10 protein-coding genes are annotated in these 14,955 nt (G+C 71.5%); 3 read left to right on the plus strand and 7 right to left on the minus strand.

Going from position 1 to position 14,955, the window contains the following annotated elements:
• Positions 1-31 precede the first annotated feature (31 nt).
• Positions 32-1,060, plus strand: a complete 1,029-nt coding sequence (locus ACZ3HQ_RS26735) for a lytic polysaccharide monooxygenase auxiliary activity family 9 protein (RefSeq protein WP_467514689.1) — start codon at positions 32-34, stop codon at positions 1,058-1,060.
• Positions 1,061-1,120: 60 nt separating this feature from the next.
• On the opposite strand, the gene ACZ3HQ_RS26740 is transcribed toward ACZ3HQ_RS26735, so the two are convergent.
• The 5 genes from ACZ3HQ_RS26740 to ACZ3HQ_RS26760 form a co-directional block, all read right to left on the minus strand.
• Positions 1,121-1,975 carry an esterase/lipase family protein gene (locus tag ACZ3HQ_RS26740; RefSeq protein WP_467514690.1) on the minus strand — a complete coding sequence of 285 codons (855 nt, stop codon included), beginning with the start codon at positions 1,973-1,975 and terminating at the stop codon, positions 1,121-1,123.
• Between the two features lie 226 nt (positions 1,976-2,201).
• Positions 2,202-3,182, minus strand: coding sequence for a DNA polymerase Y family protein (locus ACZ3HQ_RS26745; protein WP_467514692.1), 981 nt, complete (start codon positions 3,180-3,182; stop codon positions 2,202-2,204).
• A complete protein-coding gene (locus ACZ3HQ_RS26750; RefSeq protein WP_467514694.1) occupies positions 3,179-6,610 on the minus strand; it encodes a DNA polymerase III subunit alpha in 3,432 nt (1,143 codons plus the stop codon). The genes ACZ3HQ_RS26745 and ACZ3HQ_RS26750 overlap by 4 nt, the downstream gene beginning before the upstream one ends.
• A 493-nt stretch (positions 6,611-7,103) precedes the next feature.
• On the minus strand, positions 7,104-8,195 hold the full coding sequence (locus ACZ3HQ_RS26755; protein WP_467514696.1) for a S1 family peptidase: 1,092 nt from the start codon (positions 8,193-8,195) through the stop codon (positions 7,104-7,106).
• Positions 8,196-8,578: 383 nt separating this feature from the next.
• On the minus strand, positions 8,579-9,481 hold the full coding sequence (locus ACZ3HQ_RS26760) for a S1 family peptidase (RefSeq protein WP_467514698.1): 903 nt from the start codon (positions 9,479-9,481) through the stop codon (positions 8,579-8,581).
• A 497-nt stretch (positions 9,482-9,978) separates the two neighbouring features.
• Here ACZ3HQ_RS26760 and ACZ3HQ_RS26765 point away from each other — a divergent pair, with 497 nt between their 5' ends.
• A complete protein-coding gene (locus tag ACZ3HQ_RS26765; protein WP_467514700.1) occupies positions 9,979-10,416 on the plus strand; it encodes a cell division protein SepF in 438 nt (145 codons plus the stop codon).
• Positions 10,417-10,451: 35 nt separating this feature from the next.
• Here ACZ3HQ_RS26765 and ACZ3HQ_RS26770 read toward each other — a convergent pair whose 3' ends face one another.
• Positions 10,452-11,642 carry an acyl-CoA dehydrogenase family protein gene (locus tag ACZ3HQ_RS26770; RefSeq protein ID WP_467514702.1) on the minus strand — a complete coding sequence of 397 codons (1,191 nt, stop codon included), beginning with the start codon at positions 11,640-11,642 and terminating at the stop codon, positions 10,452-10,454.
• A 134-nt stretch (positions 11,643-11,776) separates the two neighbouring features.
• On the minus strand, positions 11,777-13,420 hold the full coding sequence (locus ACZ3HQ_RS26775; RefSeq protein WP_467514704.1) for an MFS transporter: 1,644 nt from the start codon (positions 13,418-13,420) through the stop codon (positions 11,777-11,779).
• A 261-nt stretch (positions 13,421-13,681) separates the two neighbouring features.
• Between ACZ3HQ_RS26775 and ACZ3HQ_RS26780 the strand changes: the two genes are divergently transcribed.
• A complete protein-coding gene (locus ACZ3HQ_RS26780; RefSeq protein ID WP_467514706.1) occupies positions 13,682-14,845 on the plus strand; it encodes a glycosyltransferase family 39 protein in 1,164 nt (387 codons plus the stop codon).
• The last annotated feature ends 110 nt before the right edge of the window (positions 14,846-14,955 follow it).

Below are 14,955 nucleotides of genomic sequence, written 5' to 3' on the forward strand. Positions count from 1 at the left end.
TCGGCCGGCCCCACCGTTCCGAGGAGTTCCGATGCCCTTCGCCACGCCCTCGACCCCGCGCGGGCGGCGCGTGCCCCACCTGCGGGCCGCCGTCACCGCGGCCGCGCTCGGCCTGGCGCCGCTGACCCTGACCGTGCTGGCCGCCGCACCCGCGTCCGCGCACGGTTCGATGGGCACCCCGGTCAGCCGGGTCGCGCAGTGCTTCGCGGAGGGCCCGGAGTCCCCGAAGTCGGCGGCCTGCCGGGCGGCGGTGGCGGCGGGCGGCACCCAGGCGCTGTACGACTGGAACGGCATCCGGATCGGCGACGCGGGCGGCCGCCACCAGGAGCTGATCCCCGACGGCAAGCTGTGCAGCGCGGGGAACGACGAGTTCAAGGGCCTCGACCTGGCCCGCGCCGACTGGCCCGCGACCGGCGTGCACAGCGGCGCGTACACCTTCAAGTACCGGGTGACCGCACCGCACAAGGGCACCTTCGAGGTCTATGCCACCAAGCCCGGCTACGACCCGGCGAAGCCGCCGGCCTGGTCCGACCTGGACCTGGCCCACCCGGTGGCGAAGTCGACCGACCCGGTCGCCACGGACGGCTTCTACACCTTCTCCGGCACGCTCCCCGACCGCACGGGCCGGCACCTGCTGTACGCGGTGTGGCAGCGCTCGGACAGCCCGGAGGCGTTCTACTCCTGCTCGGACGTCGACTTCGGCGGCACGGCAGCGGCGGCCCCGGCCGGTACGGCCGAGGTCACCAAGTCCGCGAAGGCGGCCCCCGCCCCCACGCCCACCGTCTCCGCCCCCTCGGAGCGCCAGATCGCGGCCGGCGCCGACCGCTCCACGGTGGAGCACCACGGCCACGGCGACGACGACCCGAGCACCTCGGCGAAGCCGGTGCCCCACACCCCCAACGCCCCTCAGCCGGAGGGCACTTCGGTCCCCCTGGCCGAGACCGGCACCCCCACCGGCACCTCGTACGCGGCCATCGGCGGCGCCGCCGCCCTGGCCCTCGGGTCCGCCGCGCTGTTCCTCTCGGTGCGCCGGCGCGCGACGGGCCGGAACCCGCGCTGAACACCCCTCGAACGCGGGGCCCTGCCGGGCGGCTCAGGCCGGGCAGGGCCCCGAGCCACGTCAGCTAAAAGCCGACGCGCAGTTGGTCGTGGTGGCGTGGGACGGGTCCAGGGCGTTGGCGACTTCGTGGTGGGCGATGCGGTCGAAGATGCCGATCGCGACGTGTTCGGAGAGGTCGAGCGGGCAGAGGTCCTGGAGGAGGACGTTGCGGACGTCGGAGCCGGACAGGTACTGGGTGCGCCAGGGGGTGACGACCTCGTCGTACTTGGTGGCGATGACCGTGTAGTGCACGCCGGGGACGGTGTCGCCGCCCGCGTTGAGCTTGGTCATGAAGGCCGAGTTGGTGATCTGGTCGGCCAGCGCCGGCGTGCTGGACCTGATGAGGTCCTCGGCGCCGGGGAAGTACGGCAGCAGGTTGGTGAGGCCGTTCAGGTCGGTGCCGTGGTTGCTGGGGGCGACCCCGACGAGCGCGTTCACCTTGGCGGACCCGCCGAGGAACTTCAGGTAGTACCGGGGCATCATGCCGCCCTGGGAGTGGCCGACGAGATCGGCCTTGGTGGCGCCGGTGGCGGTGAGCACCTTGTCGACGAAGGCGGAGAGCTGCTCGGCCGACTTGTCGATCGGGCCGAGCCCGTAGAAGACGGGGACGCCGGGGAGCTGCCCGTAGTCGAGGGAGAAGACGCAGTAGCCGCGCTCCTTGAGGTACGGAGCGAGCGACACCCAGTTGGTGACGGAGTTGCCGAGGGTGCCGTGGACGAGGACGACGGGTCGCGGGTGGGCTGCGGAGGGCTTGCAGGAGTAGTCGTTCCAGCCACTGCTGGGAGCGGCGTGGGCGGTGGCGGCGGGAACGGTGGCGAGCGCGGCGGCCAGAACCAGCGCGGCGAGCGGTCTGAGCGCTCGCTTCCAGGGCAGCATCGTGTGATCTCCTTGCGGCTCAAGGGAGAAGGTGCACGGCCTAACCCTGTGATCCGGATCACGGGATGCTGTTCACTCGTCAAGTTACGGACGAGTAGTGCAACTGTGAAGTTACGCGTCGGTAAAAAGTTCCATCCGCCCTCAGAAGCCCCCGCACACTGAGGAACCGTCACGAGGGGGCACAGGGCCGCCGAATCCCACCAGAAACTCCCGCAACTCGCGCAACTCAGGCCGCGAGCGTTCCGGGCATCACCGCGCGGGGTCCGAACTTGGCCCGCGCCAGGTCGGCGACCTCCTCGATCCGGCGGACCTTCTCGTCCACGGGGTCGAAGGTGAGCTGGTGCGCGGCCTCTCCGGCCGGGGCCAGCCCCTCGGCGCGCAGGGCGAGCGCCCGCACCCGCGCCCGCTGGAGCCCGAGCGCCTCGTACATGCCGTACGCCGCCCTGGTGAGGTCCGCCGAGTGCGCGGTCGGCTCGGCGAGGGTGCGCCCGCGCACCGTGGTGGAGCGGTCGGCGTAGCGCACGGTGAGCGTCAGGGAGCGGCAGACGTGCTCCATCCCCCGCAGCCGCGCGCCCAGTTCCTCGGCGTCGGCCAGCAACGCCCGCCGGTGCCGGCCGGTGTCCAGCTCGTCCGTGCCGAAGGACCGCTCGGCGGCCACCGACCGGGAGACTGCGTTCGGCACGACCCGCCCCCGGTCCACCCCGTTGGCCCGCTCCCGCAGCTCACGGGCGGTCCTGGCTCCGACCAGCCGCTGCAGCGTGGCGGGCGGCGCGACGGCGACCCGCCCGAGGGTGTCAAGACCGTACTCGCACAGGGTCCGGGCGGTGGCCGTGCCCACACCGGGCAGCGCGACCACGGGCAGCCCGGCGAGGAACTCCGCGCCGGCACCGGGCTCGTCGGGAACGGCGCACACCCTCCCCGGCCGGGCCTCCCGCAGCGCCATCCGGGCCAGCATCGGCCCCGGCCCGGCGCCCACCACGCAGTCGACCCCGTACCGGGCGAGGGCCCGCACCCGGATCAGCGCGGCCAGCTCCACCGGCCCGCGCCCGAAGTACCGCTCGGCCCCGCGCAGATCGGCCAGCGCCCCGTCGGGCGGCAGCCCCTCCACCACGGGAGTGAACTCCTCCAGCAGCCCGAGCAGTTCGGACAGCTTCAACTCCCCGCCGCCCTCGCCCGCGCGGCGAAAACGCACACAGAGGATGGTCATCCCGCACTCCCCGGACTCTGATGCCACAACTTCCGCATGGCGGACGGCGCCTGCTCGGACACCTCCTGGCCGGCCGGGCGCAGGTCGGCCCAGGGATGCATCTGGAAGCCGGTGGACATCCGGATCGACCGCCCCGCCCCGTCCTGCGCGGCCTTCGCCTCCGGCGCGGGCTCGGCCAGCCGGGCCGCCACCTTCTCCAGCCCGCCCTCGGCCCGCAGCTCGGCGAGTTCGGCGAGGTTCCAGGCGACCGACCCGACCACGCTCAGACTGCGCGGCCCGCGCCGCTGCACCACCCCGCGCACCAGCAGCAGCCAGGAGTGGAAGACGGTGTGCGCGCAGACGTCGTGCGAGTCATCGAAGAAGGCGAGGTCGACCAGCCCGGTGCCGTCGTCCAGGGTGCTGAAGATGACGCGCCGGCCGGACCGGATCGGCGGGGTCTGGGTGGCCGCCTTGGCCCCGGCGACCAGCACGGTCTCCCCGTGCCGGGCCTCGCGCAGCCGCCGGGCCGACACCACGCCCAGCTCCTCAAGGAAGCCCCGGTGGTCGTCCATCAGGTGATGGGAGACGTCCATGGACAGCACGCCCAGCTCGGCGCTGAGCCGCTCGGCGTCCGACAGATCGGGCAGCCCGGCAGGGGCGGTCCGCCGCCCCCCGCCCAGCGGAAGCTGGTCCCCACGCCCGCCCCGGGACCCCCGATGCAGCTCGGCCAGGTGCAACTGGAGGTCACGCCGGTTGGCCCCGAAGGCGTCCAGCGCCCCCACCTGGGCCAACCGCTGCGCGAGCGGCCTGCCGGGCCGCGCCCGCTCCCAGAAGTCCAGCAGGGACGCGTACGGCTGTCCCTCCGCGATCCGCGCGGCCTCCGCCTCACTGATCCCATGCACATCGGCCAGGGCGAGCCGCACCCCCCACACCCCTGAACCAGACACCAGTTCGATTCGGTGAGCGACCCCGGACACATTCACGTCCAACGGCAGGATCGGCACCCCGAGCCGCCGGGCATCGGCCAGGAGCAGCCGCTTGGGATACATACCGGGATCATGCGTGAGCAGCCCGGCGTAAAAGGCGGCCGGGTGATGCGCCTTGAGCCAGGCCGACTGATAAGTGGGCACAGCGAACGCAACGGCATGCGCCTTGCAGAAACCGTAGGACCCGAAAGCCTCGACGATCTCCCAGGTCCGCCGAATGGTCTCGGCGTCGTACCCCTTCTCCTCGGCCCGCTGAGCGAACCACACCCGCACCCGCCCCTGAGCCTCGGAATCGGAGAGCAACCGCCGCGCGGCATCGGCCTCTCCCCGTCCGCACCCGGTCATGACCGCCAAAATGTCAATGACCTGCTCATGAAAAACCACCACCCCGTACGTGTCCCGCAACGCCGGCTCAAGATCCGGATGCGGATACCGCACAGGCGCCCGACCGTGCCGAGCCTCGATGAAAGGCCGCACCATGTCAGCGGCAACAGGGCCGGGCCGGAACAAAGAAATATCCACCACCAGATCCCCGAAACAGTCAGGCTGAAGCCGCCCGACAAGATCCCGCTGCCCGGGCGACTCGATCTGAAAACACCCCAGCGTCTCGGTGGACCGGATAAGCCGATAAGTATCCGCATCCCCCGCGGGCAAAGCCTCCAGATCGACCCGCTCCCCGGAAGCCCGCTCCACCTCGGCGACGGCATGCGCCATGGCCGACTGCATCCGCACCCCGAGCACATCCAGCTTCAGCAGCCCGAGATCCTCCACGTCCTCCTTGTCGAACTGCGACATGGGCAGCCCCTCCCCACTGGTCGGCATCACCGGAGTGCGCCGGAGCAGCGAGGAGTCGGACAGCAGAACCCCACAAGGGTGCATGGCGACCCCGCGCGGCAGGGCATCGAGCGCCTCCACCAGCTCCCACAACACCCCGTACCGCTCCTGCTCCCCCGCGAGCCCCTTCAGCTCGGGCAACTCGGCAAGCGCCACACGAGCATCCCGAGCCCGGATGTGCGGAAAAGCCTTGGCGACCCGATCGATCTCGGCAGGGTCCATGGAAAGGGCGGCCCCCACATCCCGAATGGCATGCCGAACCCGATAGGTCTCGGGCATGGCAACAGTAGCGACCCGCTCTTCCCCAAACCGCCCGATAATAGCCCGGTAAACCTCGATCCGCCGAGCGGACTCCACATCGATATCAATATCAGGAAGCGCAACCCGCTCCCGTGACAAAAACCGCTCCATGAGCAGCCCATGCTCCACCGGATCGGCATGAGCGATCCCCAGCAAATGATTGACGAGAGACCCGGCCCCGGACCCACGGGCAGCAACCCGAATACCCATCCCCCGCACATCATCGACCACCTGAGCGACGGTCAAAAAATAAGACGCATACCCGTGATACCCGACAATCTCCAGCTCCTCGTGCATCCGCTCCCAGTACTCCCGCCGCCCGGAATACCCGAGCCGCACCATCCCGGCAACGGCCCGGGAGGCAAGCGCCCGCTGAGCCCCCCGCCGCCCGGCCCCCACGAGCCGCCCCTCGGGAAACCGCACACTCCCGATCCCCAGATCATCCTCAGGATCGACCACACACTCCCCGGCGACAGCAAGCGTCTCGGCGACCAGCCGCCCAGCCGTCTCCCGCCGGTACCCGGCAGCCTCCACCACCCGCTCGGCGACCCGGAACATCTCCGCGGGCCCCTTCAGCCAGCCTTCCCCGGAATCAAGCCCCTTCCGGGGATCGATGGGCACCAGCCGCCGAGCGGCATCCAGCACATCGGCAACCCGCCCCTGCCCCGGATCGGCATACCGCACCGCGTTACTGAGAACAGGCCGGACCCCCTGCTCCACAGCGAACCCAAGACTCCGGGCAGCGAGCCGCAAGGAACCGCTCCCCGTCCCCTCCACCCCGTGCCAGACGACCTCGACCCGCAGGGCGTCCCCAAAAACCTCCCGCCAGGCCCCCAACAGCCGCCCGGCCCGGTCAGGCCGCCCAGCGGCAAGAGCCCGCCCCACATCGGAGTCAGGCCCCAACAGCACGACAACCCCTTCTCCCCGAAGCGCATCCCAGGGCACCAGCGGCGTACCCCCACCCCCGGCATGAGCAGCGCTGACCATCCGGCAGAGCTCAGCCCACCCCAAGGCCCCGTCCCGAGCCAGAAAGGTCACCCGAGGAGCCGACTCGTCGACAAAGGCACCCCCGCGCACGGGAGCCCGGAGCCGCCCCCCGCCACCCCCGGAACCGGGGACGGCGACCCCCAGCTCAACGCCGAAAACGGGCCGCACCCCACTGCCCGCACAGGCTTTGGCGAACCGCACAGCCCCGGCGAGCGAGTCCCGATCGGTAAGGGCCAGCACATCCATCCCCCGCTCGGAGGCCCGCAGGGCAAGCCGCTCCGGATGCGAGGCCCCGTACCGCAGGGAGAACCCGGAGACGACCCGCAGATGCGCGAACGCCACCCCAGCACCTCCCAACAACTCAACCAATCGAACACCCGTTCCATCCCCACCATACCCCCACCATCGAACGCACGTACGACAAGACCAACCACCCCCCTCACCTGCGAAAACACACCAGGCACCCGCACAGACCACCGCGCCCCACACGAACCACCCGCACGGCGCCCCAGACGCCCACGGCGGCAAAGAGGACGTGCCGGGGGAGCCCGCCCGCCACGGCGGCGAGGGGACGGGTGTCCGCCCACCACGGCGGCGAGGGGACGTGCCGGGGGGTGTCCGCCCGCAACGGCGGCGAGGGGACGTGCCGGGGGGTGTCCGCCCGCAGCGGCCGGCGAAACACCAACCCGAACGCACCGGAGAAACAAAAGTCGCCGGACCGAGGACGGACACCCCCCGGCGCGGCCCCGCCCCACACGCGAAGGCCCCCGCCACACGCAAAGACCCCCGCCCTCCCGAAGGAGAAGCGGGGGCCAGAAGCCCGAAACCCGACGCCTCAGCCGATCTGCGTCCCAGTGGCGGACAGCGCCTCGGTGACAGGCTGGAAGAACGTCTCCCCACCGGAGGAGCAGTCCCCGCTGCCACCGGAAGTCAGCCCGACCGCGCTGCTCCCGGAGAACAGCGACCCACCACTGTCCCCAGGCTCGGCACACACATCGGTCTGGATCAACCCGCTGACGGTCCCCTCGGAGTAGTTCACGGTCGCGTTGAGCCCCGTGACAGTCCCGTCGTGCACCTGAGTGGTCGACCCACTACGAGTGACCTTCATCCCCACAGTGGCCTCGGCGGCCCCCGTGATCTGCTGAGCGGACCCGTTGTAGAGATTGACCTCGCTGGGGTGATCGACCCCGTCGACGTACTTGACGAGCCCGTAGTCGTTACCCGGGAAGCTGGAGTCGGCGTTGGACCCGATGGCGTTCCCGGACGCATCGGTCCAACTGGAGATCGAAGCGGTGCAGTGCCCCGCCGTGAGGAAGTACGGCGCCCCGCCCTTGGTCACGTTGAACCCGAGCGAGCACCGCCCACCCGACCCGTTGATGGCGTCACCACCGGCGACGAAGGGCTTGAACTCCCCCTTGGACCGCTTGAGTTCGGCGGTGTCCCCGAGCCCGGAGACGACCTTCGCCAGCTTGGTGTACTGAGCCGGGGACACGGTCTTGTCGGCGGTGACGACGACCTTGTTGGACACCGGGTCGGTGGCCCAGGAGGTACCCGGGATCGTCGCGTCCTTCGTGAGCGTGGACCGCGCCCCGTCGAGCACGGCGAGCGAGTGGGAGACGATTCTGGCCTTGGCGCCGGCCGCCTGGACGGTATCGGCGGCAGAGGCGTTGAGCACGTTGACGACGAGGCTCTTGGCCTGGGCGTCGTAGTAGCTGCCCGCGCCGTCGGACCCGAGGTCGGCGAGCAGCGTGGAGGCGAGCTTTCCGGCCGCGGGAGCGGACAGAACGCGTGCGCCGGCCGCGGAGTCCGTGGATTCGGGAGATTCGCTGGCGTTCGCAGTCTGGAAGGTGACACCCGCTCCGACCAGTGCGAGAACACCCGCTCCGGCGATCGCGGCCCGGCGTGCGGGTATGCGTCGATGCTTCAACTCACGTCCTCCTGTGGGGGGTCGATCCGGCAGGTTGTGGGGACCTGACGGACCGGAAGGCTGGTTGACGAGCGCCTACTCTTCCGAAGGTCACAACGGGCACACAAGACCGACTTCCGGACGCTCGTGCGGCCTCACCGCACACCCCCTTCACCCCCGCACCCCCACAACCGTTCGCAGTCACCCAGGAGGATTCGCACTGCAAACACAATTCCCGCACAAGAAAGTTGACGTCCGCCCTGGCTTGTTTTCACCCTCGCTCACCCCACCGAACCGACAGCCGGGCCTCCTGCCGGACGAGCAGCCACCCGGACGGCACCACGCCGAAAGCCCCCGCACGCATACCGCGTGCGGGGGCCACGTCGGATCAGACCCGGACCGGATCAGTAGACGTGAACTCCATAGGCGTTCAGCGCCTCGACGACCGGCTGGAAGAACGTCGTACCGCCGGAGGTGCAGTTGCCACTGCCGCCGGAGGTCAGACCGTACGCCCGGGTGCCGCCGTACAGCGGGCCGCCGGAGTCACCGGGCTCGGCGCAGACGTTGGTCTGGATGAGACCGGAGACGATGTCACCGCCGCCGTAGTTGACCGTGGCGTTGAGCGCCTGGACGGTACCGCTGTGGATGCCCGTCGTGGAGCCGCGGCGGGTCACCGAGGTGCCGACGGAGGGCGTGGACGCGCTGGTGATGTCCTGGCTGCCCACCGCGCCCGACTTCGTCACCGAGCTGTTGGTGTAGCGCACGATGCCGTAGTCGTTGCCCGGGAAGGAGGAGCCGGTGGTGGTGCCGAGCACGGTGGTGTGCGAGGAGTTCGACCACCAGGTGCCGGCGCCGTCCGTGCAGTGACCGGCGGTCAGGAAGTAGTAGTTGCCGGCGGAGTCCTGGACGTTGAAGCCGAGCGAGCAGCGCCAGCTACTCGCATAGATGGCGTCGCCGCCGGAGATCAGTTTCTGGAACTTGCCGGGCGTGTGCTTGATGGTGAGAGCCTCGGCGTTGGCGCCCGCCTGACGCTTGATCGTGGCGATCTCGGCCGGGGAGACGGTGCTGTCGACGGTGACCACGACGCGGTTGGTCTTGCTGTCGACGGCCCAGGCGGTGCCGGGGACGTCGGCCTGGCGGATGGAGTCGCTCGCCTTGGTGAGCTGGCCGGCGCTGAACGTGTGGACGTCGCTGGCGTGCGCGGTGGGGGCGGCGAACGCGGCTACGGCGAGGAGGCCGCTGACGGCCGCCGTGAGCTGGGTGCGTCTGGCGATACGGCCTCGGGGAGTGGTGCGCTTGATCCTCACGTGTCGTTCCCTCCTGGGGAATTCGGGGGCCCGCGTGGGGTCGGGGCCCGTGAGGCGCAGTCAGCGGCAGGCGGTCCAGATGTGCATGCCCCTGACAAGCGCTGAGGGGAGTATTCGGCCGAACGACCGGTCGGCGCAAGAGGGCCTTTCGGTCGCCACTGCCTCAATGACGGGACGGCTCGCCCGTCCTGACGCTCCCTCACGTCACAAAACCCGACAATCGCCCCACACGCCCCACCTCGGGCGCCCCGGCGGTCCCTTCCGTCACCCGGACACACCACACATCACCCATCCGCCGCGACAAATCATATTTCACTCACAGTCAGCAGCCGTATGAGTCGCAGCCCTTGGGGCACAAGGGCTCTCGACGGATCGATCGTGCACCAGTACCGTCACAAACCCCCCGCGCGGCGTCTATCCACTTGGCGCACCGTCCGCATCATGGATGACCATAGGGAAGCGAAGAACAGATAAGACCGCTGTGAGAGGAGGCGTCCATGGGATCGGTACGCAAGGCGAGTGCGTGGCTCGGCCTCGTCGACGACAACGAAGACGAGCGTTACTACGACGACGACTACTCCGAGGGCACGGAGCCCGCTGACGCCTGGGTCACCGACCCGCGGGTGAAGGTGGCCGCGGACACGGCCGAGGACAAGGGCCGCCGGATCGGCACGGTCACCCCGGACAGCTTCCGGGACGCCCGCGCCATCGGCGAACTGTTCCGGGACGGCGTCCCGGTGATCATGAACCTCACGGCGATGGAGGGCGCCGACGCCAAGCGGGTGGTGGACTTCGCGGCCGGGCTCACCTTCGGTCTGCGGGGCACGATCGAGCGGGTGGCGACGCGGGTCTTCCTGCTGACGCCCGCCCACACCGAGATCATCAGTGGCGAACCGGCGGGCCGCCGGGAGGACGGCTTCTTCAACCAGAGCTGAGGCGGGGCCGTTCACCGGCCCCGCCCCCTGGGGGCTCACCGGAAGGCGTCGAGCCCGGTGAGCGCCTTGCCCAGCACGAGCTGGTGCATCTCCACGGTGCCCTCGTAGGTGAGCACCGACTCCAGGTTCGTCGCGTGCCGCATCACGGGGTACTCCAGGGAGATCCCGTTGGCACCGAGGATCGTCCGCGCCGTGCGGCAGATCTCGATGGCCTCGCGGACGTTGTTCAGCTTGCCGAGACTGATCTGCTCGGGCCGCAGCTTCCCGGCGTCCATCCGCCGCCCCAGATGGTGGGCGAGCAGAATCCCCTTGTGCAGTTCGACCGCCATGTCGGCGAGCTTGGCCTGGGTGAGCTGGAAGCCCCCGATGGGCCGCCCGAACTGCTCCCGCGTCCGCGCGTAGTCCAGGGCCGCCTCGAAACTGGAGCGGGCGGCGCCCATCGACCCCCAGACGATGCCGTACCGGGCGTGCGAGAGGCAGCCGAGCGGTCCGCGCAGCCCGGTGACGCCGGGCAGCACCGCGTCGGCGGGCAGCCGTACGTCGTCCAGGACGAGTTCGCTGGTGACCGAGGCCCGCAGCGACCACTTGTGCTTGATCTCCGGCGCGGAGAAGCCGGGCCGGTCGGTGGGGACGACGAAGCCCCGGATGCCGTCCTCGGTGCGCGCCCAGACCACCGCGACCCCGGCGACCGAGCCGTTGGTGATCCACATCTTGCGCCCGCTGAGCACCCAGTCCTCGCCGTCCCGCTTGGCGAACGTACGCATGCCCGCCGGGTCGGAGCCGTGGTCGGGCTCGGTCAGCCCGAAGCAGCCGATGACCTCGCCGGAGGCCATGCGGGGCAGCCACTCGTTCTTCTGCTCCTCGCTGCCGTACCGGTGGATCGCGTACATGGCGAGCGAGCCCTGCACCGAGACCAGGGAGCGGATGCCGGAGTCGGCGGCCTCCAGCTCCAGGCAGGCCAGGCCGTACTGCACGGACGACGCGCCCGCGCAGCCGTAGCCGGTCAGGGACATGCCGAGGGCGCCGATCGAGCCGAGTTCGCGGGCCAGCTCCCGGATGCCGGGCAGCTCGCCCTTCTCGTACCAGTCGGCCACGTACGGCAGCACGCGGTCGGCCGCCCAGGAGCGGACGGTGTCGCGGACGGCGAGGTCCTCGGGGTCGAGGAGGTCGTCGAGGCCGAGCGGGTCGGCGGGGTCGAACGCGGGCGGCTTCGGGGACGCGGACATGGGAAACACCCTCCGGCACTCTGCGGCTCTGGACCTGCGCGGCACTGCTCTCGAAAACTAGCACCGCTAGTCACGTATGCCGGGCCGACGTTACGGCCGAGCGCGCCGCACGTCCAGAGCGACCGGGCCCCAGGTCAGGCGGAGACCGTGGGTTTCTGGGCCGCCCGTGGCGCGGGCAGCTCGCTCTTGGCGAGCGGTACGGGGTTCTCGGGGGCCGGTTCCGGCGCCCCGGCGCCCTCCGGGGCGCAGTTCATGACGCGGGGCAGCCGGAGCGCCATCAGCGCCCCGAGCAGCAGCAGACCGGCACTGACCAGCAGCGTCACATGCAGTCCGTGCACGAAGGAGTCGCGGGCGGCGTGCCTCAGCGCGGCCCCGGCGGGTCCGCCGAGCCGGGCGGCGACCTCGTACGCCTCGCCCAGGGAACGGCCCGCGGCCGAGGAGGCGGAGGCGGGGACACCGGGCACGGAGTCGAGGGCGGGCGCGTAGGCGGCGTTCATCACGCTGCCGAGCAGGGCGATGCCGATGCCGGCGCCGAGCTGGTAGGAGGTCTCGCCGATGGCGGCCGCGCCGCCCGCCCGGTCGGCCGGGGCCTCGCTGAGCATGGACTCGTAGGCCCCGAAGAGGGTGGTCTCCAGGCCGAAGCCGAGCAGCACGAAGCCGGTGAGGAGCAGCGGGGTGTTGTCGTGGCCGCCCATCGCGGTGAGGGTGACGACGGCGACCGCGGTGAGGACGAACCCGGCGCAGACCATCCGGCGTGGCCCGAGACCGCGCAGCACGCGGGCGCCGGCCACGCCCGCCGCCATCGCGGCGACGGTCAGCGGGAGCAGCCGCAGCCCGGTCTGGAGCGGGGACAGGCCCAGCACGAGCTGGAGGTACTGCGCGGCGATCAGCTCCAGGCCGACCAGGGCCAGCATGGCGAGCACGATGCAGCCCACCGAGGTACTGAAGGCGGGCCGCCGGAACATGCTCAGATCGACCAGGGGGTGGGCGCGGCGCGACTGGCGCCGGACGAAGAGGACGAGCAGGGCCACCCCGGCCAGGAGCGGTACCAGGGTGAGGGGGCCGGTCACGTCCTCGCCACCGCCGAGCCGCTTGACGCCGAGGACGACGCCGAAGAGGCCGCCCGCCGCCATCAGGGCGCCGACGACGTCCCAGGGGCCGTCGCGCTCGCCGCGGGACTCGGGCAGCAGCATCCGGCCGATGGGCAGGCTCACCAGCATCAGCGGGATGTTGACCAGGAAGACCGAGCCCCACCAGAAGTGCTCCAGCAGGAACCCGCCGAGCAGCGGACCGACGGCCGCGCCGACGGCGGCGACCGCGCTCCAGATGCCGATGGCGAGCGCCCGTTCGCGCCGGTCGGGGAAGACCTGGCGGAGGATGGACAGCGTGGCGGGCATGATCATGGCGCCGCCGACGCCGAGCAGCGCCCGGGCCAGGATCAGCGTCTCGCCGTTGTGGGCGAGCGCGGCCAGGGCCGAGGCCACGCCGAACAGGGCGTAGCCGAGCAGCAGGACGCGTCTGCGTCCGACCCGGTCGCCCAGCGTGCCGAAGAGGATCAGCAGCGAGGCGCAGACCAGGGGGTAGATGTCGACGATCCAGAGCAGTTCGACCGCGCTGGGCCTGAGGTCCTCGGTGACGGCCGGGACCGCCACGTGCAGCACGGTGGCGTCGAGACCGACGAGCAGCAGGCTGACACAGAGGACGACGAGGACGACCCAGCGGTTGGCGCAGGTCGCCTCACGGGACGGCCGGACGGCGGCCGTGGTCGTCCCGGACATGTACGTACCTCCCAGAAGAGTCCTCGCGTGCGGCGGGTCGGCAGGGTGGGGGGATCTCCACGCCGTGCGGCCGGAGAGGAGCGGTGCCCGAAGGCCCGCTCGGACCCACGCGGGTGGCTCGTCAGCGTACGCGAGTTCATGCCCAGGTCACGTGGTGGACCTCTCACGGTTGCGCCCCGATCGGTGTGGCGTGCGCCACCTCCCGGCCGGCGGTCACCGGCGGATGACGGGGCGGCCGGCCGGGCCGTCGATAATCGGCCCGTGACCGAAACAGCCACGCGGGCGGCCCCGCCCGCGACCTCCCTCCCCCGCCGGGCCCTCCCGGCGCTCCTGGGGTACGCGGGGGTCCGGGCCCTGGGGCTGGCCGTGCTGGCCGGGTGGAGCGCGGCGCGCGGCACGAGCGCGCACACCCTGCTCTCCGCCCGCTGGGACTCCCTCTGGTACGCACGGGTCGCCGGCGCGGGCTACGGCCACGAGGTCCGGCTGCCGAACGGCGACATCCACTCCGACCTCGCCTTCTTCCCCCTGCTCCCCTGGCTGGAGCGGCTGCTGCACACCCTGACCCCGCTGTCGTACGCGGACGCGGGCCTCGCGGTCTCCGCCCTGGCCTCGCTGGTGGCGGCGGCCGGGATCTTCGCGCTGGCGGACCGGCTGTACGGGGCCCGGGCCGGGGTGTGCGCGGTGCTGCTGTGGGCGGTGCTGCCGGTCGGGATCGTGCAGTCGATGGCGTACAGCGAGTCACTGTTCACCGCGCTGGCCGCCTGGTCGCTGTTCGCGGTGGTGTCCGGGCGCTGGGTGACGGCGGGGGTGCTGGCGGCGCTCGCGGGGCTGACCCGGCCGGTGGGGGCGGCGGTGGTCGCCGCGGTGTGGGTGGCGGCCGTCGCCTCGTTCGGGCGAACCGGGAGCACGGACGGCCCGCGCGCGCCCGCCTGGCGCCGGGTACTGGGCGCCGCCCTGGCCCCGCTGGGCGCGGCGGCCTACGTCCTGTGGGTGGGGCATCGCACCGGCGACGGCCTCTTCGGCTACCTCGACGTGCAGGCGGGGTGGCGCAACGGGTTCGACGGCGGGTACGCCTTCGCCCGCTTCGTCGGCGGCATGCTGACCGCCTTCCCGTCGGCCCTGGCGGGCGTCGCCCTGATCGCCGGCGTCCTCCTGCTGCTGTGGCTGTACGCGGCCGGCGTGCGCCGGGGGCAGCCGCTCCCGCTGCTGGTCTACAGCGGGGTCGTCCTCGCGCTGGCCCTGTGCGCGTCGAGCTACTTCGGCTCCAAGCCCCGGCTGCTGCTGCCCGCCTTCCCCCTGCTGTTCCCGCTGGCCGAGTCCCTCGCCCGGACCCGCCCGGCCCGTGCCGCGCTGCTGGTCACGGCGCTCGCGGCCGGTGCGGCCGTGTACGGCGCCGGGTGGCTGAACGGCTCCGGCCCGCCCTGAGGGCCCCGGCGGGCCGGGTGAGCGCCCGCCGAATACCGGACCACCTTTCGGTGAACCGAATTAAAAGCGCCATAAAACCGCTCCCGGCGAGATCCGGGGTAATTACGGGA

The sequence above is a fragment of the Streptomyces sp. NPDC018263 genome (assembly GCF_055562575.1).